The sequence below is a fragment of the Nocardiopsis exhalans genome (assembly GCF_024134545.1).
In the GTDB taxonomy this organism is placed as follows: Bacteria; Actinomycetota; Actinomycetes; order Streptosporangiales; family Streptosporangiaceae; genus Nocardiopsis; species Nocardiopsis exhalans.
Window position 1 is genome coordinate 146,802 of the sequence record NZ_CP099837.1, and the last position, 26,709, is coordinate 173,510.

Consider the following 26,709-nt stretch of genomic DNA (forward strand, 5'->3'; position numbering starts at 1 on the left):
GGCACAGGACCACGCACGGGACTATTTACTGACCGATCGGTCTGTAATACTGTTCGCAGAGACCCGAACGAGGAGAGGACCGTCACGTGTCCGAAGTACTGGAGAGCTACGCGCAGGGATCGTGGTTCGCCCCCGCGGACGAGGGTGCGCCGCTGGCTGACGCGAACACCGGCGAGACCGTCGCGCGGATCTCGAAGAACGGGCCCGACGTCGCGGCGATGGTCGGGTACGCGCGTGAGGTCGGCGGGCCGGAGCTGCGCAAGCTGACGTTCCACCAGCGGGCGAACATCCTCAAGGAGGTCGCCAAGCACCTCATGGGATACAAGGACGAGTTCTACGCTCTCTCGTACCGGACCGGCGCGAACAAGCGCGACACCATGGTCGACGTGGACGGCGGCTTCGGCACGCTCTTCAGCTTCTCCAGCAAGGGTCGGCGCGAGCTGCCCAACTCGACGGTCATCCTGGACGGTCCGCTGGAGCCGCTGAGCAAGGGCGGCACCTTCGTCGCACAGCACGTCTACACGTCCCGGCCGGGCGTCGCGGTGCAGATCAACGCCTTCAACTTCCCCGTCTGGGGCATGCTGGAGAAGCTCGCTCCAGCCTTCCTCGCGGGGCTTCCGAGCATCGTCAAGCCCGCCGGGCAGACCTCGTACCTGACGGTCGCCGTCGTCAAGCGGATGGTCGAGTCCGGTCTCATGCCCGAAGGGTCGATCCAGCTGCTGGTGGGCAGCCACCGAGGGCTGCTCGACAACCTGGGCCCACAGGACATCGTTGGCTTCACCGGATCGGCGGCCACGGGCGCGCTGCTGCGCGACCACCCGAACGTGGTCAGCGGCGGGGTCCAGCTGAACGTCGAGGCCGACTCGCTGAACTGCTCGATCCTCGGCCCGGACGTGAAGGCGGAGGACCCCGAGTTCGACCTGTACGTCAAGCAGGTCGTGGCGGAGATGACGGTCAAGGCGGGTCAGAAGTGCACCGCCATCCGCCGGGTCCTCGTGCCCTCGTCGATGGCCGAGGCCGTCACCGAGGCGCTGAAGGACCGGCTGGCGAAGGTGGTCGTGGGTGCCGCCGACAACCCGGACGTCCGGATGGGCGCGCTGGTCTCCCTGGACCAGCGCGAGGAGGTACGCAAGGCGGTCAAGGCCCTGCGCACCTCCAGTGAGCTGGTGTTCGGCGACCCGGAGCAGGTCGAGGTACTCGGCGCGGACGCGGAGACCGGAGCGTTCATGTCGCCGATCCTGCTGCGTGCCGAGCCCGGCGCGAAGGAACCGCACGACATCGAGGCCTTCGGGCCGGTCAGCACGGTCATCACCTACGACACCGTCGCCGAAGCGGTCGAGCTGGCCGCGCGCGGCCAGGGCAGCCTGGTGGGTTCGCTGGTCACCAATGACGAGGACGTCGCGCGCGAGGTCGTCCTGGGCGTGGCCCCCTGGCACGGTCGCGTCCTGGTGCTCAACCGGGACGACGCCAAGGAGTCCACCGGCCACGGTTCCCCGCTGCCGGTGCTGGTGCACGGCGGTCCCGGCCGCGCGGGCGGCGGCGAGGAGATGGGCGGGGTGCGCGGCGTGAAGCACCACATGCAGCGCACCGCGATCCAGGGCTCCCCGGACATGCTCACCGCGATCACCGGCCACTGGACCACGGGTTCGCGCCGGAGTGTGGGGGACGTGCACCCGTTCCGCAAGGACCTGAGCCAGCTGCGGATCGGCGACACCATCGAGTCGGTCGAGCGCGCGGTGACCCGCGCGGACATCGACCACTTCGCGGAGTTCACCGGTGACACGTTCTACGCGCACACCGACGAGGAGGCCGCCGCCGCCAACCCGCTCTTCGGCGGGATCGTGGCGCACGGCTACCTGGTGGTGTCGCTGGCCGCGGGCCTGTTCGTGGACCCGGCCCCGGGCCCGGTGCTGGCCAACTTCGGTGTGGACAACCTGCGCTTCCTCACTCCGGTGAAGGAGGACGCGGTGATCAAGGTGACGCTGACCGCCAAGCAGATCACTCCGCGCACCAACGCCGAGTACGGCGAGGTCCGCTGGGACGCCGTGGTCACCGACCAGGACGGCGAGGCCGTCGCCACCTACGACGTGCTCACCCTGGTGGCCAAGGGCACGGAGCAGCAGGGGTAGGCGGAGCAGACAAGGAATCTGATCGACCTGTCGCCTTGTCGACTCGGCGGCTGAGCGACAGGTCGGTGAGTCGACAAGGGGACAAACGGTGCCCCCGGTCTCCGGACCGGGGGCACCGCCGTGTCCGGTCCGGGACGGCCGCCGGAACCGCTGGCATGCTGGGAACCCGACACCGTGACTGCTCTCCGACACGAGGGAATCCATGCGAGAACGCGACCCCAGGATCCGACCGCGACGCACCACGAAACTGCGGGTCACCGAGGACTTCGCCGCGCCGCCGGACCGGGTTTTCGCACTGATCCAGAGCGAGGCGGGCTTCCTGGACGCCATGCCGCCCGGGGTGGAGGTCCTGCACTGGCCGGAGCGCTTCGGCCAAGGCGAGGTCCTGGACCTGCGCTGGGGCGCGGCCGGGGTCTTCCCGGTCCGCTGGACCGCCGTCATCGACGCCTACGAGGAGGGGCGGTCGTTCAGCGACCTCCAGGTGCGCGGCCCGTTCCGCTACTGGCGGCACACCCACACCGTCGAGCCGCACGGTTCCGGTACCCGGCACACGGACCTGGTGGAGATCAGCACGGGCTTGGGCCCGGCGGGCGACCTCGCCGCCGCCGTCGGCATCCGTGGCGCCTTCGGCCCGAGGCTCGAACGGATGCACACGGCCCTGGCAGACGGCCGGACATGAGGAAGCGCCCCGGAGGTGCCGACTCCTCCGGGGCGCTCGTTATCCCCGAACCCGGCTCACAGGTGAGCGATGGCCCCGGCCGGGTTCTCCATGGCGTCGGCGACGACGCGCATGAAGCCTGCTGCCGCGCCGCCGTCGCAGACGCGGTGGTCGAAGGCGAACGACAGCTGGGTGATCTTGCGGACCGTCAGCTCGCCGTCCACCACCCAGGGGCGGTCGATGATCCGGCCGATGCCCAGGATCGCGACCTGCGGGTGGTTGATGATGGCGGCGCTGCCGTCCACGCGGAGCGAACCGAAGTTGTTCAGCGTGAACGTGCCGCCGGTGAGCTGGGCCGGGGTGGCCTTGCCCTCGCGGGCCAGGCGGGTGAGCCCCTTGATCTCGGTGTCCAGCTCGGCGGTGGTGAGCTTGTGCGCACCCATGACCGCCGGGGCGACGAGGCCGCGGTCGGTCTGGACGGCCAGGCCGAGGTTGACGCCGTCGTACTGGACGAGCTCCCCGCGCTCGGTGTCCACCAGGCCGTTGAGCTCCGGGTAGGCGCGCAGACCGGCGAGCACGAACCGCGCCACGTAGGCGAGCAGGCCCGGCCCCTCGGGGTCGGACTGGCGCAGGCGCACCAGTTCGGTGGCGTCCACGTCCACCCACACGGTGGCCTCGGGGATCTCGGTGCGACTGCGCGTGAGCGAGGCGGACACGGCCTTGCGGAAGGTGCCCATCGGGACCCGCTGGGACTCGGTGAGACCGGTGCGGGTGTCGACCGCGCCCGGCTCGACGGGAGCGCGCTCGGCTGCCGGAGCGGGGGCCGCGATCGGGGCGGACGGGGCCGGAGCGGTGTTGGCACCGGCCGCCTCGATCGCGGAGCGTACGTCGCGGCGGGTGATCAGGCCACCCGGGCCGCTGCCCTCGATGTCGGCCACGCGCAGTCCGGCCTCGCGGGCGAGCTGGCGGACCAGCGGCGAGGTGACCAGCGGGACCCGGCGCACCGGGGTGGTCTGGGCGGGTACCGCCGGGGCGGGCGGCTGGGCGCCGCGCACCGGGGGGCGGTTGCGCGGACGGCGGCGGCGACCGGAGCCCGTGGACTCGGGGGTGCCGTAGCCGATCAGGACGTTGCCCGAACCCGAACCCGCGCGCTCCTCCTCGCGGTAGCGCTCACCCGCGGCGTCGGTCTCGGCCGCCGAGGCCACCGAAGCCTCTTCCGGGGCCTGCGCCTGCGGCGCGGCCTCGGCGGTGTCCACGGTGATCAGCGGCTTTCCGACCGCCAGGACCTCGCCCTCCTCGCCGTGCAGGACGCCGACCGTCCCGGCGAAGGGCGAGGGGACCTCGACGATGGACTTGGCGGTCTCCACCTCGACGATCGGCTGGTCCAGGGTGACGGTGTCGCCGACGGCGACCAGCCACTTGACCACCTCGGCCTCGGTGAGGCCCTCTCCCAGGTCGGGGAGGTCGAAGATGCGGGTCGTCACTGGTCCTCCCACTGCAGGTCGTCGACGGCGTCGAGGATGCGGTCCACGCTCGGCAGCTGGAAGCGCTCCAGCTTGGGCGGGGGGAAGGGGATGTCGAAACCGGTCACCCGGCGGACCGGGGCGGCCAGCGAGTGGAAGCAGCGTTCGGTCACGCGGGCGACGATCTCCGAGGCGACGCTGGCGTAGCCGCTGGCCTCGGCGACCACCACGGCGCGCCCGGTCGAGCGGACGGCGGCGCAGACGGTCTCGTCGTCGAAGGGCACGACCGAGCGCGCGTCCACGACCTGGAGGCTGCGGCCCTCCTGGGCTGCGGCCTCGGCGGCCTCCAGCGCGGTGGGCACGGACGGCCCGTAGGCGATGAGGGTGGCGTCGGTGCCCTCACGGCGGATCACGGCCCTGCCGATCCCGGGGGCGGGGCGGTCGAAGTCGATCTCCTCCTTGGCCCAGTAGAGCTTCTTGGGCTCCATGAAGACCACGGGGTCGGGGGAGGCGATGGCCTCGCGCAGCAGGTAGTAGGCGTCCTCGGGGGTGGCCGGGGTGACGACCTTCAGGCCCGGAGTGTGTGCGTAGTAGGCCTCGGAGGAGTCGCAGTGGTGCTCCACGCCGCCGATGCCGCCCGCGAAGGGGACGCGGATGACCATCGGCAGGCCGACCTTGCCGCGGGTGCGGTTGCGGGTCTTGGCGACGTGGCTGGCGATCTGTTCGAAGGCCGGGTAGGCGAAGGCGTCGAACTGCATCTCGACCACCGGGCGCATGCCGTTCATCGCCATGCCCACGGCCATGCCGACGATGCCGGACTCGGCGAGCGGGGTGTCGAAGCAGCGGTCCTCGCCGAACTCGGCGGTCAGGCCGTCGGTGATGCGGAAGACACCGCCGAGGGGGCCGACGTCCTCGCCGAACACGTAGACGGAGGGGTCCTCCGCGAGGGAGTCGCGCAGCGCCCGGTTGAGCGCCTGCGCCATGGAGAGCTTCTCGGTCGCCATGTTCAGTTGCCCTCTCTGCTCAGTTCGTCGGCCAGGAAGGCGGCCTGCTCGGTCAGCTGCGGGGTGGGTTCGGCGAACACGTGCGCGAACAGCTCGGCGCCGTTCGGCTCGATGTCCTTGTTGACGCCCTCGCGCATGTGGGCGGCGACCTTCTCCGCCCGCTCGGTGATCTCGGCCTGCCGGGCCTTGGTGAGCACGCGCTTCTTCCTGAGGTAGGTCTCCATGCGCAGCAGGGGGTCCCGGGCCACCCACGGGTCGACCTCGTCCTCGCTGCGGTAGCGGGAGGCGTCGTCGGCGTTGGTGTGCGCCTGCATCCGGTAGGTGTGTCCCTCGACCAGCTGCGGGCCCTCGCCGGAGCGGGCGGCCTCGACGGCGCGCTCCAGGACGGCGAGTACGGCGGCGGCGTCGTTGCCGTCCACGCGTTCGCCGTTGACGCCGTAGCCGACGCCCTTGTGGGCGAGGGAGGGGGCCGCGCTCTGCTTGGCCAGGGGCACGGAGATCGCGTACTCGTTGTTCTGCACGAAGAACACGACCGGCGCCTTGAACACGGCGGCGAAGTTCAGGGCCTCGTGGAAGTCGCCCTCGCTGGTGGCGCCGTCGCCGCACAGCGCCATGACCACGGTGTCCTCGCCGCGCAGGCGGGCGGCGTGGGCGACGCCGACGGCGTGCAGCAGCTGGGTGGCCAGCGGGGTGGCCTGGGAGGCGACGTTGTGGGCGTAGGGGTCGTAGCCCGCGTGCCAGTCGCCCTTGAGCAGGGTGAGGACCTCGACGGGGTCGACGCCGCGCGCGATGACGGCGGCGGTGTCGCGGTAGGTCGGGAAGAGCCAGTCGCCGTCGGCCAGCGCGAGCGCGGCGCCGGTCTGGCAGGCCTCCTGGCCATGGGAGGAGGGGTAGACGGCGAGGCGGCCCTGGCGGACGAGGGCACTGGCCTGGTCGTTGACCCGACGGCCGATCACCAGGGAGGTGTAGGCCTCGAGGAGGCGCTGGGAGTCGGGCATCCGCAGATCGGCGTTGCCGACCGGGAGCCCTGCCTCGTCGAGCAGCTGGAGCGGCTGCTCGGAGGGGAGTAGGCCCTGGTGTTCAGCCATGCTGCAACCTCCTGGTTCACGGAAGATCTGTACAGAGACATGGTGCTGTTTCCGACCATCTGTTCGCCACAAACCAGGAGAAATCAAGAAAATGTCGCGAGGGCTCCGGAGATTTCGAGCATTTTGTCCAATTATGTGACCCAAGACACCGCCCTCGGTGGACATGTGGCCCACGACTCAGAGTCGAGTGACCCTCACCGCTCGCACGACCCGGGGGTACTCCTCTCCGCCGACCGGGTGCCTGGGCGTCGTTAGCATGTAGCGGTGCCGCGAGCGGCCTGACCTGCGAGGCGCCGGGCGCACACCACTCCAGCAGGGACTTCAGGGGGAAACCAGACCGTGAGCGACGAGCGCGAGAACCTGACCTACGAGCTCTTCGGCACCGCGATACGTGACATGGCCCGGGCGATCGCCGACGACGGCTACGAGCCGGACATCATCCTGTCCATCGCCCGGGGCGGCCTCTTCGTCGCCGGCGGCCTCGGGTACGCCCTCGACGTCAAGAACCTGCACGTGATGAATGTGGAGTTCTATACAGGTGTGGGCACCACGCTGGACATGCCCGTCATGCTGCCGCCGGTGCCCAACGTGGTCGACCTGAGCAAGAAGAAGGTCCTGGTCGCCGACGACGTCGCCGACACCGGAAAGACACTCAAACTGGTGCACGACTTCTGCGCCGAGCACACCGCCGAGGTGCGCAGCGCGGTCATCTACGAGAAGCCGCAGTCGCTGGTCAAGTGCGAGTACGTGTGGAAGCACACCGACCGCTGGATCAACTTCCCGTGGTCGGTGGAGCCCCCGGTAGTGCACCGCGAGGACCAGGTGCGCGACGCCTGACCCGGGGGCCAAGTCCTAGACGTAGCGCTGCACCTCCACCCCGTCCATCACCTCGTCGAGCTCCTGCGATCTGGCGGTGAAGTCCGCGGACTGGCAGGAGGAGGCCACGATCAGCTCCATGTGCTCGAACCACTGGGCCGACACCCGCATGGTGTAGTCGTGGCCGTCCTGGCCGGTGTACTCCAGCAGTTCCGTCTGGAACTGGGCGGTGGAGCCGCCGAAGTCCCGGAGTTCGACCACGGGCTGGGGGGTCACCGCGAGACCGGTCGCACCGTTGTCCTCCGCGGAGGAGGCGAAGGCGTCCAGAGTGCTCTGCGGATCGCCTTGGACCCCCAGCGACTGGTTCTGGTAGAGGCTGACCTGGCAGCTGCTGGCGTCGTGGCTGAGGATGGTGAGTCCACCGTTGCCGCGGGTCTCGGACTCCCAGTCCAGCAGGAACGGGAACGCCCACGTCGCGCTCCCCAGATGGGACTGGTCCTCGGGCGGTTCGGCCGTGAAGGCACCAGCGGCCTCCGACTCCGGGGACGGTTCGGGGTTCTGCGCGTCCTCCGACACCTCGGTGTCCGTGGTGACCTCGGAGGCGGGTTCGGGGCCGGGGCCGAAGGCCGGCAGGCAGGCGGTCGTCGCCAGGGCGAGGACGACGAGTACGGCGGCGTAAGCGGACACTCGGGGTCTGGGTGTCTCGTGCATGCCTCCATCGTCCGTGTTCCCGGCCTCCCAGGACATGGGTAGGGGTACTCATTCGTTGGCCGCTTCCGGCCGCTGGGCCAACGTCCCCCTGGCCGGTGGAGCCCCCGGCGGCGCACCGCGGGGACCGGGTACGCGACACCACCTGATCCCCGCGGTCGGCCCCTGACGTCTCAGGTAGCGGTGTCGGCCCCGCGCCCGCCCGGCGCCGGGTCCGCGGTCTCGGGACCGTCGCCGTTCCCGGGCACGGCAACCCCCTCAGGGAGCGGCCTGAACAGGATCCGCAGCATGGCGCCGACCATCACCGCGCCCAGCAGGAGCATGCCGAGGGCGGCCGGGAGCTGGAAGGGCGCGGGCAGGTGCAACGGCAGGTGCCAGGAAGGGGACTCCGTGCCCGCGAGGACCCCGATCAGCGAGGCCGCGCCCTGGTAGAGCGGCAGCCAGAAGGTCAGGCCCAGCACCGTCAGTGCGGTGCCGGCCCGGCCCGACAGGGTGTCGAGGTTGCGTTCGAGGCGGGTGAACAGCGCCCATTCCGCTTCATCCTCCGAACCCGCCGGGGCCGCGTCGGAGTCGCTCCCGGAGCGCTCCTCGGCGACCTGCTCCACGCTCTTTCCGGCCGTGGCGTCCCAGCCCCAGCGCAGGGTGTTGAGCAGTTCCGGACCCCGTTTCTCCAGCCGGCGGTAAGCCACCCGGCCCAGCCCCCAGCCCAGCAGCAGCCCTTCGGCGACACCGAAGGCGATCGCGGCCCAGACGAGGTTCTGGTTCCCGGTGAACACCCCGAGAGCGGTCAGGGCGGCGGGCGGGGCGGAGCAGACCAGCAGCAGCGGGAAGAGCACCGTGAACTGGCCCGAGGGGTCCCCGGAGGCCAGCGGACTACCGCCGTGCCGGTGCGGTTCCGGGCCGGGCGCGGGCCACATGACCGCGAACAGCACACTCAGGCCCGCACCCGCGCCGATCAGCGCGGGCAGCACCGCGGCCACCCATGGCCAGGCCCAGTCCTGCCCGGTGAACAGGATGCCGCCCACCGACACCAGTACGGAGACCGGCACGAACACCAGCAGCCAGGTGATCTGACGGCCGCGCACGTCCCGGCGCTCGGCGCCCGGGGACAGCAGGGTCTGCCACAGCGCGCTGCCGTCGAGGGCGTACACGTTCAGGGACATCAGGGCGGCCATCGCGACCATGATCAGCCCGGCCAGCGGGATCATGAAGGTCATCCCGACCAGCAGGCCCATCGCGCAGACCAGCACGCCCGTCCACAGGGCCACGCGTAGTTCCAGGGCGCGTCTGGGGTCCTTGCCCCAGGTCCGGAGTTCGCGGGTGATCACCGCACCCATCGGACCGGTGGGCAGGAAGCGCTGGAGCAGGTGGGTGACACCGCGACCGCTCCGGGCCGGACCGGTGGTCGGGCTGCTCACCCGACGGCGGACGAACACACCCCACACGGTGAGCAGGAGCAGCGCGAGCACCAGCAGACCGAGCAGCGCGCCGAGGGCGAGCAGCGGGGATCCCTCCCCGGCCGCCCGGACCGCGAACACGCCCCAGCCCGAGGGCAGCGCGAGCGCGACGGTCGAATAGGGGGCGGCCACGCCCTCGTTCCACAGCAGCGCGAACACGTCCGTGTACTGGGACACCGCCTGGTAGATCATGAAGATCGAGAAGCCCGCGGCCAGGACCGCAGCGCTCTGGATCGCGCTGATCTCGACCCCGATCCGGGTCCGCATCGCGGCGCCCACCATCGCGGTGAACACACGGGAGCAGAGGACGATCACGATCACCGTGAGCGGGACCGCGACCACCGCCGCCAACGCCGCGAGCGGGCCGAAGCGGATCGCCAGGGTGAACAGGGACAGGGACGCCACCGCCGTGACGGGGACCGTGACCCCCACGAAGGACGAGGCGAGCAGGCCGACCATGACCGTCCGCAGCGGCACGGGTTCCAGGGCGAAGTACTCCGGCCGCAGTGACTCGTCACCGCCGCTGCCGCCCGAGGGGCCGGCAACCCAGCAGACGAGCCACACGCCGAGGACGGTCGCGAGCAGACTGACCACCGCGTCCATCGGGGCGAACACCGAGACCAGCACGGTGAGGACCGCCAGGGCCAGGCCGACCGCCCCGCCGACGAGCCTGCGGGTGCTGGACCCGTTGCGCAGGATCGACAGCTTCATCCGGATCATCACGCCAACCATGCGAACCCCTTCACCGGCTCGGGGGCGCCGACGAGGTCCACGAACGCCTCTTCCAGCCCCGCGTGCCCTCCCCGGACCTCCGCCGTGGTGCCCGAGGCGAGCACCCGGCCCCGGGCGATGACACCGACGTGGTCGCAGATCTGCTCCACGAGCGCCATCACGTGGCTGGAGATGATCACCGACCCGCCGCCCTCGGTGAAGGAGCGCAGGATCCCCTTGATGACCGTGGCCGAGATCGGGTCGACCGCCTCGAAGGGCTCGTCCAGGACCAGCAGCCGAGGAGCGTGGACCAGGGCCCCGGCCAGCCCGATCTTCTTCCGCATGCCCGCCGAGTACTCGATGATCAGGGTGTTCTCGGCCTCGTCCAGGCCGAGCCCGGTCAACAGGTCGTCGACCCGCTCCCCAACCTGTTCGGGGCCCAGGCCGCGCAGCTGGGCCAGGTAGGTGAGCAGTTCACGTCCGGTGAGGCGTTCGGGCATCGCCATGCCGTCCGGCAGGACCCCGATCATCGACTTCGCCCGCAGCGGGTCGGACCACACGTCCGCACCGAAGACCCTCGCTCCTCCGCTGTCCGGTCGCAGCAGCCCCACGGCCATGGTCAGCGAGGTGGTCTTACCCGCCCCGTTGGGTCCGACGAGGCCGTAGAAGGAGCCGCTGGGAACGGTCAGGCTGACGTGGTCGACCGCCTGTTTCGTACCGAATCTCTTACAGAGGCCGTAGAGCTCGAAGGCTGGAGGCTGGGGGGTCATGGACACCTCACGGATCGTGTCTACCTGGTTCACGACTGACATTACTGAGGCGTCACTTCGCCCGGCGTCCTCCGACCGGGCGGCGAAAGCGGACCCGTGTCCTCCGTTCGGAGGACACCGCCGCCACCTGGGGAACCGCCCCGGCCGCACCCTGCCGGGTGACCGGAACCGGCCTCCGGCGACCGCTCGGCCCTGGTCGGCAAGGACGGTGTTTCACGTGAAACACCTGTCGCCGTATCGCCTTGTCGACCAGCCGACACGTGGCCCTGTCGACAAGTCCACGTGTCGGCTGGTCGACGGGGCCACTGACCGACACGGAGACCGGGACGGCGGAACTACTGGCCGACGAGGCGGGAGAGCTCGACTCGGGAGCGGATACCCAGCTTGCTGTAGATGTTGCGCAGGTGGTGGTCGACCGTGCGGGTGCTCAGGAAGAGACGGGCCGCGACCTCCCGGTTGGTGGCCCCGCCAGCCACGTGCCGGGCGATGCGCAGCTGCTGCGGGCTGAGCAGCTCCACCCCGCTGTCCTCGCGTACCGCCGTGCTGCCGCGCGCCGCCCGGAGCTCCTCACGGGCCTGGCGGGCCCACGGCACGGCGCCCAGCCGGTCGAAGACCTCCACGGCGGTGTACAGGTGCTCCCGGGCCAGACCCGGGTGCCGGGAGCGGCGCAGGTGCCCGCCGTACAGCAGCCGGGTGCGGGCCTCCTCGAAGTCGCAGTACCCGGAGGCGTGCAGATCGAGCGCGCTCTCGAAGTACGCGTTCGCCGCCCCGCCCTCGTGCAGCAGCCCGCGGCAGCGCATCACCTGGGCCCGGGCGGTGTCCTGGCCGGTGGCCTCAGCCCAGCTGGCGAACGTCTCCACCGCCCCCTGGACCCGTACCGCCACACCACCGCGCACCGAGGCCTCCACCAGGTGCGGGGTGATCAGCAACCGCACCGCCGCGTGACCGCTGCCCGGGCCGGAGCGGGCCAGGGCGCGCAGGCGCATCGCGGCCTCCGCGCCGCGCCCGGCACCGAGGTCGAGCAGGGCCAGCGCCCAGGCGGCCAGCCCGGCGGGCAGGCCCACGTCGTGCTCCCCGGCCATAGCCAAGGCCGTTCCGGCGTGCTCGCGGCAGGTGTCCTCCTCGCCGCGGATGGCGGCGACGAAGGCGAGCGCTCCCCGGTGGTGGCTCGCGCAGTTGTCCTGCCCGGACTCCAGCGCCGTGCGCAGCCCTTCGGTGGCGCTCTCCTCGGCCAGGGACAGGCGGCCGAACCACATCTCCGCGTAGGTCAGGAACTCCAGGGCCTGGGGGAGCAGGGTGAGCGCTCCGGTCCGGCGGGCCACGGCCGCCGCGCGTCCGGCCAGGGCCCGGGTGCGCACGTGGTCGCCGCGCAGCAGCCCCGCGATCCCGCCGAGCACGAGCGCCTGGGGGTCACCGAGCAGGTCCGCGGTGTCCTCGGCCCGGCCCAACAACACGGCGCCCTCGCGGTGACGGCCCTGGAACATGGCGGCCTTGCCGGTCATGTAGTCCAGGACCAGCCGGTTCCAGGGGTGGTCGACCCCGGTTCCGTCCCCGTTCGCGTCTCCAGCGGCGAGGGTTCCGGCCATGAGGGCTCGGGCGCGTTCGGCGGTGGCGAAGAAGCGTTCGTGGTCGCCGGACAGGCAGCTGGCCTCACCGGCCTGGAGCAGGACCCGCAGCGCTGCCCCGGGGTCGCTGCGGGCCAGGCGGTCCGCGGTGGGGCCCAGGCGCTCGGAGGCGTCGATGGCCACGCTCGACCGCAGGTCGATCTCGGCCCGGAGCAGGTCGGCGTGGTCCGAGCGCACGTGTTCCAGGACGCGCCGGGCCCGGTTCGGGTCTCCGGACAGCCAGGCGGAGCGGGCTGCGTCGGTCAGGCGCAGGCCGCGCAGGACCGGGTCCGGGGTCAGCCGGGCGGCGTGTTCGTGGAGCAGGGAGGCGGGGGAGTGCCCGTCGCGCTCGACGGTGCGGTGCGCCTCCTCCTGCAGGGCGGCGGCGACCCGTTCGTCAGGGGCGCTCCCCGCCAGGGCCCGGTGCCAGGCGGCGCGCCCGGTGTCGTGGTCCGCCTCGTGGGCGCGGGCCAGGGCCGAGTGCGCGGAGCGGCGTTCGGCGGGGGAGGCTCCGTGGTAGCCGGCCGAACGGGCCAGCGGGTGGGTGAAGACCACCCGGTCCCGTTCCTCGACGATCAGTCCGGCCCGCCGGGCGGGTTCGAGGAGGTCGGTGTTCCCCTCGCCCGGCGGGGGAACCGAGGGATCCGGGGGCAGGGGTCCGTGCGGCTCCGCGGCGATCTTCACCAGGCTGAGCCGGGTGGCCTCGGGCAGCCGGGCCAGGGCCTCCGCGAAGCTGTCGGTGAGCTCGCCCCGGGAGCGCGGCGGCCGGTCCAGGGCGAGGGCGCCGGAGCGCTGTTCGGGTCCGGTGCCCTCCAGCAGTTCGAGGGCGGCGCGGGGGTTGCCCTCGGCGGCGGTGGCCAGCGCCGCCGCCACGGGTTCGGCCAGTTCCTCCGCCCCGGCCGCCTCGATGAGCAGGCGCAGGACCGCCTTCTCGGGCAGCGGGCGCAGCCGGAGCACGGGGATCCCGGTGAGCCGGTCCGGGTCACCCTCCCGGGCGCTGAGCAGGACGACGGCCCCGTCGTGGGTGAGCCTTCGGGCAGCGAAGGCCACGGCCTTCTGGGAGGGCGGGTCCAGCAGGTGGAAGTCGTCCACGCAGATCAGCAGCGGGCTTTCGGCCGCGACCTCGGCGAACAGCCCCAGGGCCGCGTTGGCCAGCGGGAAGGCCTCGCCGGGGGTTCCCGTGTCCAGGGCACGGGTGAGGGTCTCGCGCTGGGTGCTCGGCAGACGCGGCAGATAGGGGAGTGCGGGCCGCAGGAGCTGGTGCAACCCGGCCAGGGGGAGGCGTCCTTCGCCGGGGGCGGCGCGGGCGCGCAGCACGGTGAAGTCGCGGGCCTCGTCCCCGGCGTGTTCCAGCAGGGCGGTCCGGCCCGCGCCGGGGGCGCCCGTCACGAGCAGGCCCCCGCTGTGTCCGGAGCGGGCGGCTTCGAGCAGGTGGCGGACGGCTCGGAGTTCGTGGTCGCGCCCGAGCGGGGGAGCTGTGCGTGTGAGCGGGTTCACGCTGATCACCCCTTTAAGTTACTCGCCAGTTAAGGACGAGTAAAGAGACCGGCAATTCAGCCGATGCGCTCAATGTGACCCGACACACACAATCGAGGTCCCCGCTTCCTCCATCCCCCGGAGTTCACATGAGACGCCTGACCTCACTCCTGTGCGGACTCGTCCTCGCCCTCACCACCGTCCTCCACGCTGCCCCCGCCTCCGCCGACTCCCACCCCCCGGTCGTCTTCGTGCACGGCTTCATGGGCAAGGGCGGACAGTGGAACGACATGCGCACCGCCCTGGCCCAATCCGGTTACCCCGAGGACCGGCTGCACGTCTTCTCCTACGACTGGGCCCGCTCCAACACCACCATCGCCAGACAGCTCGCCGACCGCGTCGACAACGTGCGTGCCCAGCACGGCGCCGACCGGGTACACCTGGTGACCCACTCCATGGGCGGCCTGTCCTCGCGCTACTACATCAAGAACCTCGGCGGTACGGAGACCGTCGACCAGTGGATCTCCATCGGCGGCCCCAACAACGGGACCAACATCGCCAGCTTCTGCCCGTCCCTGATGACCCCCTGCAAGGAGATGCGGCACAGGTCCGCCTTCCTCAACGACCTCAACGGCGGCGACCCCACGCCCGGGCCGGTCACCTACACGACCATGCGCTCGTCCTGCGACCTGATCATCTCGCCCACGAGCAGCACGTCCCTGCCCGGCGCCAACAACATTCAGGTCGGCTGCGTCGAACACATCTCGATGATGTGGAACGGCGGGGTCATCGACCACGTCCGCGGCGTCCTCATCTGAACCGCTTCCAGCTGAGGGCCTCCGGGCCGACCTGTCGACAGATCCACAGCTCGACACAGAGACAGGGCGACAGATCGTTTCGACGATCTGTCGCCCTGTCCGGTTCGGTTCAGCTCAGCCGAGCGGACCTACTTGTCGCTGGTGACCGGCTCGGGGCCCTCGATGCCCTCGGCGTGCAGGTCGATGCCCTGGATGTCCTTCCTCACCAGGGAGACCGCGATGAAGGAGACCAGGGAGAGCACGACCACGTACACGCCGATGGTCCACGAGGCGTCGTACCTGGTGAGCAACAGCTCGGCGATCATCGCAGCGAAGGCGCCGCCCAGGATCGCGCCGAGGGCGTAGCCGATGGACACACCCGAGTAGCGGACCTCGGCCGGGAACATCTCCGCGTACAGCGCCGACTGGGGACCGTAACTCAGGCCGAAGGTCAGCGTGAAGACGAAGACCCCCAGGAAGTACATGTAGATGTTCGCGGTGTCGACCATGAACCACATCGGGATCGCCCAGGCGGCGAGCAGGACGTAGCCGATCTGGAACGTGCGCACCCGGCCGATCCGGTCACTGATCCAACCGCCGTACAGCGTGGAGATCAGCCAGCCGAAGGAGGCCAGGGTAGTGGCCAGCAGGACCGGGCCGCGGTCCATGCCGAGGCCGAACTCCTCCACCGGGCGCGAGGCGTAGGTGGCCAGGAAGGCGATCACCAGGTAACCGGCGGCGTTGTTGGCGACGAAGATCAGTGCGGAGAGCACGACCTCCCTGGTGTTCTTGCGGAACAGCCGGCCCAGCGGGGCCGAGGACTTGGCCCGGCGCTGCTGCATGTGCTTGAAGACCGGGGATTCCTCGACCGTCTTGCGGATGAGGTGGCCGACGATGATCAGCACGAAGGAGAGCAGGAACGGGATGCGCCATCCCCACTCCAGGAAGGCCTCGGTGCCGATGGCCGCGGTGATGGCCCAGACCACGAAGGTCGCCAGGATCATGCCGCAGGGAACACCGATCTGCGGGTAGGCGCCGAAGTAGCCGCGCTTGCTCACCGGCGCGTGCTCCACCGACATCAGGGCGGCTCCGCCCCACTCGCCGCCAGCCGAGAAGCCCTGGATGATGCGCATCAGGATCAGCAGGATCGGTGCCGCCAAGCCGATCTGGGCGTAGGTCGGCAGCAGGCCGATCACACAGGTCGCGACACCCATCAGGACGAGGGTGAAGACCAGGATCCTCTTACGCCCGAACCGGTCCCCGAGGTGCCCGGCCACGATCGCGCCCAGCGGACGGAAGAGGAAGGAGATACCGATGGTCGCGAAGGAGAGCACCTGCGCCACACCGGGGTTGGAGTCCGCCAGCGGTGCCAGGAAGAGGGGTGCCAGCACCAGACCCGCGGCCTGGGCGTAAATGAAGAAGTCGTACCACTCGATGGTGGTACCGACCATGGTCCCCGCGAGGACCTTGCGCTTCTCCTTGGGGTCGAGGGTTCCACCGGGTCCTGGGACCGTGGCGTCGGAAGTCGCCATTGCTGCTCCGTAGTTCTCTACCGGCTGGGGGGCCGAGTTCTCGTTCGGGCACAGGTCGACCAGCACCCGCCCCCGAAGGCAGAACGGTGGATACCGGGACAGAACCTGAGCCCCAGCACACAATGCCATGTGATGTAGTCCACTTTCCACATGGGATCGCGCTTTTTCGCAGCTAGAACCATGTGAACTGACCGAACGGTCGGTGAGAAACACCTGTTAACCAGGCAGCCTGGCAGCACGCGACCGACCGGTCACGGCCAGAAGAAAATTTCCGAACCGTCCACACTCCGAGACAGGGCGGGGCCATGGGGCCTGAACAGCGCCGGGGCAGTGACGGAGCGACCTGTCGACATGTCTCCTCACCAGGCCTCTCGGCCTGTCGACAAATCCACGAATCCCCGGCTTCAGCCCTCCGGGTTCAGCCCCCGAAGTCCGGTTGGAGGGCTCGGCGCATCAGAGCAGTTCCTTCAGGTAGGTGCCGGTGCGGCTCTCCGGGGCCGCCGCCACTCGCGCGGGTGGGCCCTGGACGACGATCCGGCCGCCTTCCGAACCACCGTCCGGGCCGAGGTCGATGACGTGGTCGGCGGTGGCCACGACCCGCATGTCGTGCTCGGCCGCCACCACGGTGGCCCCGGCGCCGACCAGCTCCCACAGGCGGCCCATGAGGACGTCGGTGTCATGGGCGTGCAGCCCCGTGGTGGGTTCGTCGAGGAGGTAGACCGTGTCCGCGACCCTGCGGCGCTGGAGTTCGGTGGCGAGCTTGATCCGCTGCGCCTCTCCACCGGACAGCTCGGTGGCGGGCTGCCCCAACCGCAGGTAGCCCAGGCCGACCCCGGCGAGAGTCTCCAGGGCCCTGCTCACCGACGGCTCCTCGGTGAAGAACCCCGCCGCCTCCTCCACGGACATGGCCAGCACGTCCGCGACGGTCAGCCCCCGGTAGCGCACCCGCAGCGTGTCCTCGTTGTAGCGGGAGCCACCGCAGGTCGGGCAGGGGGCGTAGGTGGTGGGCAGGAACAGCAGTTCCACCGAAACGAAACCCTCGCCCTCACAGGTCGGGCAGCGTCCGGCCACGACGTTGAAGGAGAACCGGCCCGGACCGTAGCCGAAAGCGCGGGCGTCGTCGGTGGCGGCGAACAGCTTGCGCACCGTGTCGAAGAGCCCGGTGTAGGTGGCCAGGTTGGAACGCGGGGTGCGGCCGATGGGCTGCTGGCTGACCCACACCACCCGGCCCCGCTCGGCGGCGCGGTCGGCGATCTTCGCGAGCAGCGTGGACTTGCCCGAACCCGACACCCCGGTGACGGCGGTGAACACCCCGAGGGGGACGTCGACGTCCAGGTTTCGGAGGTTGTTTCCGGTGACCCCGCGCAGCTCCAGGGCGCCGCGGGGCGTGTGCGAGGGACGCTCGGCGAGCTCTTCGTGGAACAGGTAGCGGCGGGTCACCGACTCCGGCACGTCGCGCAGTCCGGCGACCGGTCCGCTGTACAGCACCCGCCCGCCGTGCTCACCGGCGTCCGGTCCGACGTCCACGATCCAGTCCGCGCCGCGCACGATGTCCAGGTCGTGCTCGACGAAGCACACCGTGTTGCCGCCGTCCCGCAGCCTCCGCAGGATGCCCGTGAGCGCCTCGCAGTCGGCGGGGTGCAGACCGGCGGAGGGCTCGTCCAGGACGTAGACCACGCCGAACAGCCCCGTGCCGAGTTGGGTGGCCAGCCGGATCCGCTGGAACTCCCCGGTGGACAGGGTCGGCGCCGGACGGTCCACGCTCAGGTAGCCCAGGCCCAGTTCCCGCAGAACCTCGACCCGCGCGGTGATCTCCCCGACCAGCGCCCCGACGGCCCCGGTCGTCCCGACCGCCCCGGTCGCTTCCCGCCAAGGGCGCAGCACCGCGACGAGTTCGGTCAGCGGCATGGCGGCCAGCTCGGTGACGGTGTGCCCGGCGAAGGTGACCCGCAGCGCCTCCTGGCGCAACCGCCGCCCGCCGCACTCCGGGCAGGTCCGGTTGACCATGAACTCGGCCGCTTTGAGCCGCCGGGTCTCACTGGCGGAGGAGGCGTAGGCCTTGAGCACCAGCCGCCGGGCGCTGCTGTACTTGCCCTGGTAGGGGCGGTGGACCCGGCCCGCCTCCCGGATCGGGTGAACGGTCACCACGGGCTGTTCGTCGGTGAACAGGATCCAGTCGCGCTCGCTCTGGGGCAGCTCCCGCCAGGGGCGGTGGATGTCGTACCCGAGGGTGTCGAGGATGTCGCGCAGGTTCTTGCCCTGCCAGGCGCCGGGCCAGGAGGCGACGGCCCCTTCGGCGATGCTCAGCCCGGGGTCGGGCACCAGCGAGCCCTCGGTCACCTCGTGCTCGACCCCCTCCCCGTGACAAGCGGGGCAGGCCCCCGCCACGGTGTTGGGGGAGAAGGAGTCCGAGTCCAGGTGCTCCGCCCCGGGCGGGTAGTCCCCCGCCCGCGAAAGGAGCATGCGCAGCGTGTTGGAGACCGTGGTCAGAGTGCCCACCGTGGACCTGACCGAGGGGGCCGCCCGCGGCTGGGCGAGCGCCACGGCGGGCGGCATCCCGGTGATGTCGTCCACCTCGGGCGCGGGCAGCTGCTGGAGCAGCCGCCGCGCGTAGGGCGCCACCGACTCCAGGTACCGGTGCTGGGACTCGGCGTAGAGCGTCCCGAAGGCCAGCGAGGACTTCCCGGAGCCCGAGACCCCGGTGAAGGCGACCAGGGCGTCCCGGGGAAGCTCCGCGTCCACGTTCTTGAGGTTGTGGATGCGGGCGCCGCGCACCCTGATGCGGTCGTCGAACTCTGTCATGCCCCCAGGCTTACCCTGCCCGGACCCGGTCTTCGCCCGTGGGACCCCTCTGAACTGGGTGAACCGGCACAGGGCAGGGCCCAGCAACGAAGGTGTCCCGCTTCACCCAACGGGTTTCGGTTCCTCGGTCAGCGCAGAAGAGGCACGGCGTTCCCGGTCACCCGTACCCGGGCATCGCCGGGGTCGACCGCGACTGTCAGCTCACTGGGGCGGCCCATGTCCTCTCCCTGGCGGATGGTGAGTTCCACGGCCTCCCGCACCAGACCCAGGTCACGGAGGTAACCGCCGAGAGCGGCCGCGGCCGCGCCCGTGGCGGGGTCCTCCACCACCCCGCCCACGGGGAAGGGGTCCCGGGCGTGGAACAGGTCGGGGCCCTCACGCCACACCAGCTGCACGGTCGTCCAGCCGGCCCGGCGCATGAGGTCGGCGAGGGCGTCGAAGTCGTAGTCCAGGTCCGCGAGCCGGGCGCGGGTGGCGGCCGCCAGGACGAGATGGCGCACGCCACCGAAGGCCACCCGGGGCGGCAGGGCCGGGTCGAGGTCCTCGCGCCGCCAGCCCAAAGCAGTCAGGGCCGCATCCAGTTCACCGGGGCCGGCCGGTTCCGACCCGGTCGGCACACTGGTCAGGGTGGCACGCACCGAACCGTCGGGGGTGACGGAGGTGTCCACCGGGACCTCGCCGACCGGGGTGTCGAACCGCAGGGCTCCGGGGCCGAGGCGTTCGGCGAGGGCGACCGCCGCGGCCACGGTCGCGTGCCCGCAGAAGTCCACCTCGGCCAGGGGGCTGAAGAACCGGATCCGGAAGCGCCGCAGCTCCTCGTCCCGCACGGTGACGAAGGCCGTCTCGGAGTAGCCCAGATCGGCGGCGACGGCGAGCATCTCCTCCTCGCCCAGACCCGCGGCGTCAGGGACCACGCCGGCGGGGTTGCCGCCTGAGGGGTCGGTGGTGAACGCGGTGTAGCGCAGGATCTGCGCGCTGCTGGTGTCCATGGCTCCACCCTGGCACTCAACACACATGATGAGAAACGATGGTTTGGCATCGAATCGATCGAAAAAACCGATGGCTTTGGTTAGGGTCGACGCATGGATACCCGGCTGCTGCGTACCTTCGCCGCCCTCGCCCGCACGGAGAACTTCACCGCGGCAGCCGCGGAGCTGCACCTGGCCCAGTCGACCGTCACCGTGCACATCCGGGACCTGGAGAAGGAGCTGGGTGCCCGGCTCTTCGACCGGCTGCCCCGTGGTGCCCGCCTGACTTCGCAGGGGCGTCGGCTGCTGGCCCCGGCCGAGGAGGTGCTCGGGGCGGAGTCGCGCCTGCGTGCGGCCGCTGCTGAAGGGGAGCAGGCCAGCGGACAGGTGGCGGTCGCTGCCGGGGAGACGCTGTGCTCGTCACTCCTTCCGAAAGTGGTCGCCGGGCTACGGGGCACCGAACCAGGCGTTGACGTGCAGATCCACACCGCCAGCACCGAGGAGGCCGTCGAAGGGCTGCGCGCGGGGCGGGTGAACGTCGCGCTGTTGTTGGGAGAGGACCCCGGTGCAGCCGACGTGGCGACCGAGGCCCTGACCTCGCTGCCCCTGGTGTTCGTCGCCGCCCCCGAACACCCCCTGGCCGGACGCGACCGTCCGCTGGCCTGGACGGAGCTGGGAGCCGCCGACTTCTTCCTGCTGGAGGAGGGCTGCTTCTACAGTGACGGGCTCGCGCGCGAGCTCCACGCGCTCCCGGGCGTCCGGCCCAGGACCACGCGCTTCGGCAGCGTCGAGGCGACCCGAGCCTGCGTGGCGGCGGGGCTCGGTCTGGCCCTGCTGCCCCGTGTGAGCGTCGACCAGGCCCTCTCCGACGGTCGCCTCACCATCGTGGAGGGGCCGCCGGTTCCCGACGTTCCGGTACTGCTCGCGCGCCATCGGGCCAGATGGGCCTCCCCTGCCGAGCGCGCCGTCACCGACGCGCTCACCCGCAGCCTGAGGTGAGACTCCGACGAAGGCGGCCGGTCGCAGGGCGGCCACAACAGAAAGAGCCCCGCTCTCCGAGTGGAGAAGCAAGGCTCTGACCAGGTGAAACTGGGTGGGCGTACCAGGACTTGAACCTGGGGCCTCATCCTTATCAGGGATGCGCTCTAACCGACTGAGCTATACGCCCTCGTTCCGTCAGGAACTCTACCGCATCCCGGGAGCCGGAGCGAACCGGTTTCCGTAGGGCGGGAAGCAAGGCACGCGGCAGGACCGCGCCCCTCTTCACCTCCTACTTTAGCGGGTTTCGGGTAGTGCTCGGGACAGCCCTGGAAAGGTGTAGGGCCCGGCCCCTTGCCAGGAGAGCCGGGCCCGACGGGCGGGTTCGAGGGCTACTCGGCCTCGGAGAGGGTCACGTCGACGCCGCCGACCAGGTCGGAGACCAGGTTGTACAGCATCGCGCCCACCGTGGACAGGGCGGTGATCAGCACGACGTTCAGCGCGCCGATCACGCCCGTGTAGCCCAGCACACGACCGGGGGAGAACCAGGCGGCCGGGTTCAGGCCCAGCTCGTCCTCGCCACCGTCGCCCTCCAGGAGGGCGTTGATCATGCTGGTGAGTTCGTCGAAGACACCCAGCATCGACAGGGTCGCGTAGATCACCGCGACCGCCACGAACAGGATGATGAAGCAGACGAGGGCTACCACGAAGCTGAACTTCATCACCGACCACGGCTCCACGCGGGAGACGGTCAGGTGGGCCTTGCGACTGGCCAGGGTCGCCTTGACGGCGCCCGGTCCCTCCGGGGCGGCCCCCGAGGACATGGGCTCCTCCGGCTCGGGCCTCGATTCGGTCGTCACTGTCGTTCCCCCCGATTCCGTACCCGTTGCCGTCGAGGAGCCCTCAGCGGTCGACTCCGCCGTCTCCACGTCCGTGTCACCGGCGGTCGCAGCCGCGTCGGACTCGTTGCTGGTGGTGTTCCGCTGGTTCTCAGACATAGAAGCGTTACCGCTGGACTTTCGTTGAGACGGGTCGATGCGTGTGTCCCGTGGGGCCGCCGAAACGAACCCCACGGGACGTACTGGGCTTAACGCGCAGTCTAGGCGTCGGGGTTGCCTTCACCCGAGACCTGCTCCTCGACCGTGTCGGCCGCGGCGGCTTCGGCGGCCTCGACGGCGTCGGCGACCTCCTCGGCCTCGGCCTCCTCCGCGGCCTCGGCGTTGGCCGCGACGGCCACGATCTTGTTGCCCTTGTCCAGGTTCATCAGGCGGACGCCCATGGTGGTACGGCCCGACTGCTTCACCTCGGCGGCTCCGGTGCGGATGACCCCGCCGGCGGAGGTGATCGCGAAGATCTCGTCCACCTCCGGGTCCACCATGAGCGCACCGACCAGCTTGCCGCGGGCCTCCACGACCTTCGCCGTCAGCACGCCCTTGCCGCCGCGGTTCTGCACCGGGTACTGCTCCGAGGGGGTCCGCTTGGCGTACCCGTTCTCGGTGGTGACCAGGACGTCGGTGGAGCCGTCGTCGGGGCGGATGACGTCCATGGAGAGCAGGTAGTCGCCCTCCAGGAACCGCATGCCGATCACACCGCTGGTCGCGCGGCCCATGGGGCGCAACGACTCGTCGGAGGCCGGGAAGCGGATCGCCTGGGCGTCACTGGAGATCAGCAGCAGGTCGTCGCCGGGGAAGACCAGACGCGCCGCGATCAGCTCGTCCTCCTCGCGGAGGTTGATCGCGATGATGCCCGCCGCGCGCGCGGAGTCGAAGTCCTCCAGGCGCGACTTCTTGACCAGGCCCTCGCGGGTGGCCAGCACCAGGTACGGCGCCGCCTCGTAGTCGCGCAGCGCCATGATCTGCGCGATCTCCTCGCCCGGCTGGAAGGGCAGCAGGTTGGCGACGTGCTGGCCGCGGGCGTCACGAGCGGCCTCCGGCAGCTCGTAGGCCTTCGTCCGGTACACCCGGCCCTGGTTCGTGAAGCACAGGATCCAGTGGTGGGTGGTGGTGACGAAGAAGTGCTGGACGATGTCGTCCTGCTTGAGCTGGGCACCCCGCACGCCCTTGCCGCCGCGCTTCTGGGCGCGGTAGTTGTCGATACGGGTGCGCTTGGCGTACCCACCGCGGGAGATCGTGACGACCACGTCCTCCTCGGCGATGAAGTCCTCCATCCGCATGTCACCCTCGAACGGGATGATGTGCGTGCGCCGCTCGTCGCCGTACTTCTCGACGATCTCGCCCAGCTCCGCGCGGATGATGCTCCGCTGGCGCACGTCCGAGGAGAGGATGTCGTTGTAGTCGTCGATGAGCGCCATCAGCTCGTCGTACTCGGCCGTCAGGGCGTTGCGCTCCAGGGCGGCGAGCTTGCGAAGCTGCATGTCGAGGATCGCACGGGCCTGGATGTCGTCGATCTCCAGCAGGCCCATCAGGCCGGTGCGCGCCTCGTCGGCGGAGGCACTGCTCCGGATGAGGCTGATGACCTCGTCGATCCGGTCCATGGCCCGCAGGAGGGCGCGCAGGATGTGCGCGCGCTCCTCGGCCTTGCGCAGGAGGTACTGCGTCCGGCGGACGATGACCTCGACCTGGTGCTTGACCCAGTGACGGATCATCTGGTCCAGACGCAGGGTGCGCGGCACCCCGTCGACCAGGGCCAGCATGTTCGCGCCGAAGGTGTCCTGCAGCTGGGTGTGCTTGTACAGGTTGTTCAGCACGACCTTGGCGACGGCGTCGCGCTTGAGCACGATGACCAGGCGCTGGCCGGTACGGCCGCTGCTCTCGTCTCGCACGTCGGCGATGCCGGTCATCTTGCCTTCCTTGACAAGATCGGCGATCTTCAGCGCGAGGTTGTCCGGGTTGACCTGGTAGGGCAGCTCGGTGATGACCAGGGTCTGACGGCCCCGGCTGTCCTCCTCGACCTCGACCACGGCGCGCATGGTGATGGAGCCGCGGCCGGTCCGGTAGGCCTCCTCGATCCCGCGCTTGCCCACGATGAGGCCTCGGGTCGGGAAGTCGGGGCCCTTGACCCGGGCGATGAGCTGGTCGAGCAGCTCCTCGTCCTCGGCCTCGGGGTTGTCCAGGTACCAGTTGACGCCGTCGGCGACCTCGCGCAGGTTGTGCGGCGGAATGTTGGTCGCCATCCCGACCGCGATACCCGAGGAGCCGTTGACCAGCAGGTTCGGGAAGCGGGCGGGCAGTACGACGGGCTCGGAGGAACGGCCGTCGTAGTTGGGCCGGAAGTCGACGGTCTCCTTGTCGATGTCCCGGAGCATCTCCATGGCCAGCGGCGCGAGCTTGCACTCGGTGTAACGCATGGCGGCGGCCGGGTCGTTGCCAGGCGAGCCGAAGTTGCCGTTCGGGTCGACCAGCGGCATCCGCATCGACCACCACTGGGCCAGGCGGACCAGGGTGTCGTAGATGGCGCTGTCACCGTGCGGGTGGTAGTTACCCATCACGTCACCGACGACGCGGGCGCACTTGAAGTACCCGCGGTCGGGGCGGTAGCCGCCGTCGTACATCGCGTAGAGCACGCGCTGGTGGACCGGCTTGAGCCCGTCACGGACGTCGGGGAGGGCGCGGCCGACGATGACCGACATCGCGTAGTCGAGGTAGCTGCGCTGCATCTCGACCTGGATGTCGACCGGTTCGATCCGATCGGTCACGCGCGGCAGGGACTCCACACCGGAGTCACCGCCCTCAGGGGCGTCGGGGCTGTTCGCATCCGTCACGGATGTCGATCCCTTCTACGAAGCTTGTTTGAGCACGGGTGGGAACAGGGGACCTAGATGTCCAGGAAACGGACGTCCTTGGCGTTGCGCTGGATGAAGGCGCGCCGCGACTCGACGTCCTCACCCATGAGCACGCTGAACATCTCGTCGGCCTGGGCCGCGTCCTCCAGACTGACCTGGAGCAGGACACGGCGGTCCGGGTCCATCGTGGTGTCCCACAGCTCGTTGGCGTTCATCTCGCCCAGACCCTTGAAGCGCTGCACCATGTCGCGCGGGCGCGGGTCCCTCTTACCCTCGGCGATCCCGGCCTCGATGAGGCGGTCGCGCTCGGCGTCGGAGAAGGCGTAGCCGGCGTCGCTGCCTTTCTGGTCCCACTTGATCTTGTAGAGCGGCGGGGCGGCCAGGTAGACGTTCCCGGCCTCGACCAGCGGCTTCATGAAGCGGAACAGCAGCGTGAGCAGCAGCGTGCGGATGTGCTGACCGTCGACGTCGGCGTCGGCCATCAGGATGACCTTGTGGTACCGCAGCTTCTCGGCGTCGAACTCCTCGTGGATACCGGTGCCCAGAGCGGTGATGATCGCCTGGACCTCGTTGTTCTTGAGGATGCGGTCGATGCGGGACTTCTCGACGTTCAGGATCTTGCCGCGGATGGGCAGGATGGCCTGGTTGTGCGGGTTGCGACCACCCTTGGCGGAACCACCGGCCGAGTCGCCCTCGACGATGTAGACCTCGCACTCCTCCGGGTTGGTGGACTGGCAGTCCGACAGCTTGCCCGGGAGGGAGGTGGTCTCGAGGAGGGTCTTGCGGCGGGTCAGGTCGCGGGCCTGGCGGGCGGCGACCCGGGCACGGGCGGCCTGGCTGGCCTTGGACACGATGTCCTTGCCCTCACCCGGGTTGCGCTCGAACCAGTCGCGCAGGTGCTCGTTGGTGACCTTCTGGACGAAGGACTTGGCCTCGGTGTTGCCGAGCTTCGTCTTGGTCTGGCCCTCGAACTGCGGGTCGGCGAGCTTGACCGAGATGATCGCGGTCAGACCCTCGCGGATGTCGTCACCGGTGAGGTTGTCCTCCTTGTCGCGCAGCAGCTTCTGGTCCCTGGCGTACCGGTTGACCAGAGTGGTGAGCGCGGAGCGGAAACCCTCTTCGTGCGTACCGCCCTCCGCCGTGTTGATGGTGTTGGCGAAGGTGTGCACCGACGAGGTGTAGGACTGGTTCCACTGCATGGCGACCTCGACCGCGATGCCTTCGCCCTCCTCCTCGAAGGAGATGATCGACGCGTGCGCCGGCTCCTTCTTGGCGTTGATGTGCCGGACGTAGTCCGACAGCCCTTCCTCGTAGTGGAAGGTGTTGACCACCGGGGCGTCGTCGATGTGGTCGGGCCGCTCGTCGCGGATGGTGATGGACAGCCCCTTGTTGAGGAAGGCCATCTCCTGCATCCGGCGGGCCAGCGTCTCGAACGAGAACGTGGTGGTCTCGAAGATGCTGCCGTCGGCCCAGAAGGTGATCTGGGTACCGGTCTCGTCAGTCTCCTCGCCCTTGATGAGCTCGCCGGTGGGGGCGGTCATCTCGTAGTGCTGGCGCCAGACGTGCCCCTGCTGACGAATCTCCACGTCCAGGGCAGTGGACAGCGCGTTGACGACGGAGATGCCGACACCGTGCAGACCGCCGGAGACGGCGTAGGACTTGCCGTCGAACTTGCCGCCCGCGTGCAGCGTGGTGAGGACGACCTCCACGGCCGGACGCTTCTCCACGGGGTGGATGCCGACCGGAATACCTCGACCGTTGTCGGCCACCCTGATGCCGCCGTCGGCGAGCAGGGTCACCTCGATGGCGTCGGCGTGACCCGCCAACGCCTCGTCGACCGAGTTGTCGACCACCTCGTAGACCAGGTGGTGCAGACCCCGCTCCCCGGTGGAGCCGATGTACATGCCTGGGCGCTTGCGTACTGCCTCAAGCCCCTCGAGAACCGTGATTGATCCTGCGTCGTAGGCCAAGTGGGAACACCCTCCTGCTGGGGACGCCTGTCGGCC

The 26,709-nt window shown here is 70.2% G+C and carries 18 protein-coding genes and 1 tRNA gene; 5 read left to right on the forward strand and 14 right to left on the reverse strand.

The features are described 5' to 3' along the window. Positions 1 to 86: 86 nt before the first annotated feature. Both paaZ and NE857_RS00710 read left to right on the forward strand, forming a co-directional pair. On the forward strand, positions 87 to 2,129 hold the full coding sequence (paaZ, locus tag NE857_RS00705; protein WP_254419335.1) for a phenylacetic acid degradation bifunctional protein PaaZ: 2,043 nt from the start codon (positions 87 to 89) through the stop codon (positions 2,127 to 2,129). A gap of 202 nt (positions 2,130 to 2,331) precedes the next feature. After that, entirely contained in the window at positions 2,332 to 2,808 is a 477-nt protein-coding gene (locus NE857_RS00710; RefSeq protein WP_254419336.1) for an SRPBCC family protein, read from the forward strand. A gap of 56 nt (positions 2,809 to 2,864) precedes the next feature. Here NE857_RS00710 and NE857_RS00715 read toward each other — a convergent pair whose 3' ends face one another. From NE857_RS00715 to pdhA, 3 genes are read right to left on the reverse strand one after another with little or no spacing between them, the layout of a single operon-like run. After that, complete coding sequence (locus tag NE857_RS00715) at positions 2,865 to 4,271, reverse strand: dihydrolipoamide acetyltransferase family protein (RefSeq protein WP_254419337.1); 1,407 nt, start codon at positions 4,269 to 4,271, stop codon at positions 2,865 to 2,867. After that, on the reverse strand, positions 4,268 to 5,254 hold the full coding sequence (locus tag NE857_RS00720; protein ID WP_254419338.1) for an alpha-ketoacid dehydrogenase subunit beta: 987 nt from the start codon (positions 5,252 to 5,254) through the stop codon (positions 4,268 to 4,270). Before NE857_RS00720 ends, NE857_RS00715 begins: the two co-directional genes overlap by 4 nt. A 2-nt stretch (positions 5,255 to 5,256) precedes the next feature. Beyond that, a complete protein-coding gene (pdhA, locus tag NE857_RS00725) occupies positions 5,257 to 6,342 on the reverse strand; it encodes a pyruvate dehydrogenase (acetyl-transferring) E1 component subunit alpha (protein WP_254419339.1) in 1,086 nt (361 codons plus the stop codon). Between the two features lie 339 nt (positions 6,343 to 6,681). Between pdhA and NE857_RS00730 the strand changes: the two genes are divergently transcribed. Continuing rightward, positions 6,682 to 7,179, forward strand: coding sequence for a phosphoribosyltransferase (locus NE857_RS00730; RefSeq protein ID WP_254419340.1), 498 nt, complete (start codon positions 6,682 to 6,684; stop codon positions 7,177 to 7,179). 15 nt (positions 7,180 to 7,194) lie between these two features. Here the strand turns inward: NE857_RS00730 and NE857_RS00735 are convergent, their stop codons facing one another. The 4 genes from NE857_RS00735 to NE857_RS00750 form a co-directional block, all read right to left on the reverse strand. After that, positions 7,195 to 7,869 (reverse strand): hypothetical protein, encoded by a 675-nt coding sequence (locus NE857_RS00735; RefSeq protein WP_254419341.1) that lies wholly within the window; start codon positions 7,867 to 7,869, stop codon positions 7,195 to 7,197. Positions 7,870 to 8,039: 170 nt separating this feature from the next. Further along, positions 8,040 to 10,055: a hypothetical protein gene (locus tag NE857_RS00740; protein ID WP_254419342.1), complete on the reverse strand. Its 2,016-nt coding sequence runs from the start codon at positions 10,053 to 10,055 to the stop codon at positions 8,040 to 8,042. Then, complete coding sequence (locus tag NE857_RS00745; protein ID WP_254419343.1) at positions 10,043 to 10,804, reverse strand: ABC transporter ATP-binding protein; 762 nt, start codon at positions 10,802 to 10,804, stop codon at positions 10,043 to 10,045. Before NE857_RS00745 ends, NE857_RS00740 begins: the two co-directional genes overlap by 13 nt. A 335-nt stretch (positions 10,805 to 11,139) precedes the next feature. After that, positions 11,140 to 13,914: an AAA family ATPase gene (locus NE857_RS00750; protein ID WP_254419344.1), complete on the reverse strand. Its 2,775-nt coding sequence runs from the start codon at positions 13,912 to 13,914 to the stop codon at positions 11,140 to 11,142. Between the two features lie 119 nt (positions 13,915 to 14,033). Between NE857_RS00750 and NE857_RS00755 the strand changes: the two genes are divergently transcribed. Then, positions 14,034 to 14,702, forward strand: coding sequence for an esterase/lipase family protein (locus NE857_RS00755; protein WP_254419345.1), 669 nt, complete (start codon positions 14,034 to 14,036; stop codon positions 14,700 to 14,702). Between the two features lie 128 nt (positions 14,703 to 14,830). Here NE857_RS00755 and NE857_RS00760 read toward each other — a convergent pair whose 3' ends face one another. The 3 genes from NE857_RS00760 to NE857_RS00770 all read right to left on the reverse strand — a co-directional run bounded on the left by NE857_RS00760 (position 14,831) and on the right by NE857_RS00770 (position 20,004). Continuing rightward, positions 14,831 to 16,213 (reverse strand): MFS transporter, encoded by a 1,383-nt coding sequence (locus tag NE857_RS00760; RefSeq protein ID WP_254419346.1) that lies wholly within the window; start codon positions 16,211 to 16,213, stop codon positions 14,831 to 14,833. Positions 16,214 to 16,666: 453 nt separating this feature from the next. Further along, complete coding sequence (locus NE857_RS00765; RefSeq protein ID WP_254419347.1) at positions 16,667 to 19,015, reverse strand: ATP-binding cassette domain-containing protein; 2,349 nt, start codon at positions 19,013 to 19,015, stop codon at positions 16,667 to 16,669. Between the two features lie 128 nt (positions 19,016 to 19,143). After that, positions 19,144 to 20,004, reverse strand: a complete 861-nt coding sequence (locus tag NE857_RS00770; protein WP_254419348.1) for a PhzF family phenazine biosynthesis isomerase — start codon at positions 20,002 to 20,004, stop codon at positions 19,144 to 19,146. 93 nt (positions 20,005 to 20,097) lie between these two features. On the opposite strand from NE857_RS00770, the gene NE857_RS00775 reads away from it, so the two are divergent. Further along, the gene (locus NE857_RS00775; RefSeq protein ID WP_254419349.1) at positions 20,098 to 20,982 is read left to right on the forward strand and encodes a LysR family transcriptional regulator; all 885 of its coding nucleotides are present in this window, start codon (positions 20,098 to 20,100) and stop codon (positions 20,980 to 20,982) included. Between the two features lie 95 nt (positions 20,983 to 21,077). Here NE857_RS00775 and NE857_RS00780 read toward each other — a convergent pair. The 4 genes from NE857_RS00780 to gyrB all read right to left on the reverse strand — a co-directional run bounded on the left by NE857_RS00780 (position 21,078) and on the right by gyrB (position 26,673). After that, positions 21,078 to 21,151 (reverse strand) — tRNA-Ile (locus NE857_RS00780). Positions 21,152 to 21,353: 202 nt separating this feature from the next. Further along, the gene (locus tag NE857_RS00785; protein ID WP_026116325.1) at positions 21,354 to 21,959 is read right to left on the reverse strand and encodes a DUF3566 domain-containing protein; all 606 of its coding nucleotides are present in this window, start codon (positions 21,957 to 21,959) and stop codon (positions 21,354 to 21,356) included. A 101-nt stretch (positions 21,960 to 22,060) separates the two neighbouring features. Further along, a complete protein-coding gene (gene gyrA, locus NE857_RS00790; protein WP_017579463.1) occupies positions 22,061 to 24,682 on the reverse strand; it encodes a DNA gyrase subunit A in 2,622 nt (873 codons plus the stop codon). A gap of 53 nt (positions 24,683 to 24,735) precedes the next feature. Then, positions 24,736 to 26,673 carry a DNA topoisomerase (ATP-hydrolyzing) subunit B gene (gene gyrB, locus NE857_RS00795; RefSeq protein ID WP_301184291.1) on the reverse strand — a complete coding sequence of 646 codons (1,938 nt, stop codon included), beginning with the start codon at positions 26,671 to 26,673 and terminating at the stop codon, positions 24,736 to 24,738. Positions 26,674 to 26,709: the final 36 nt, after the last annotated feature.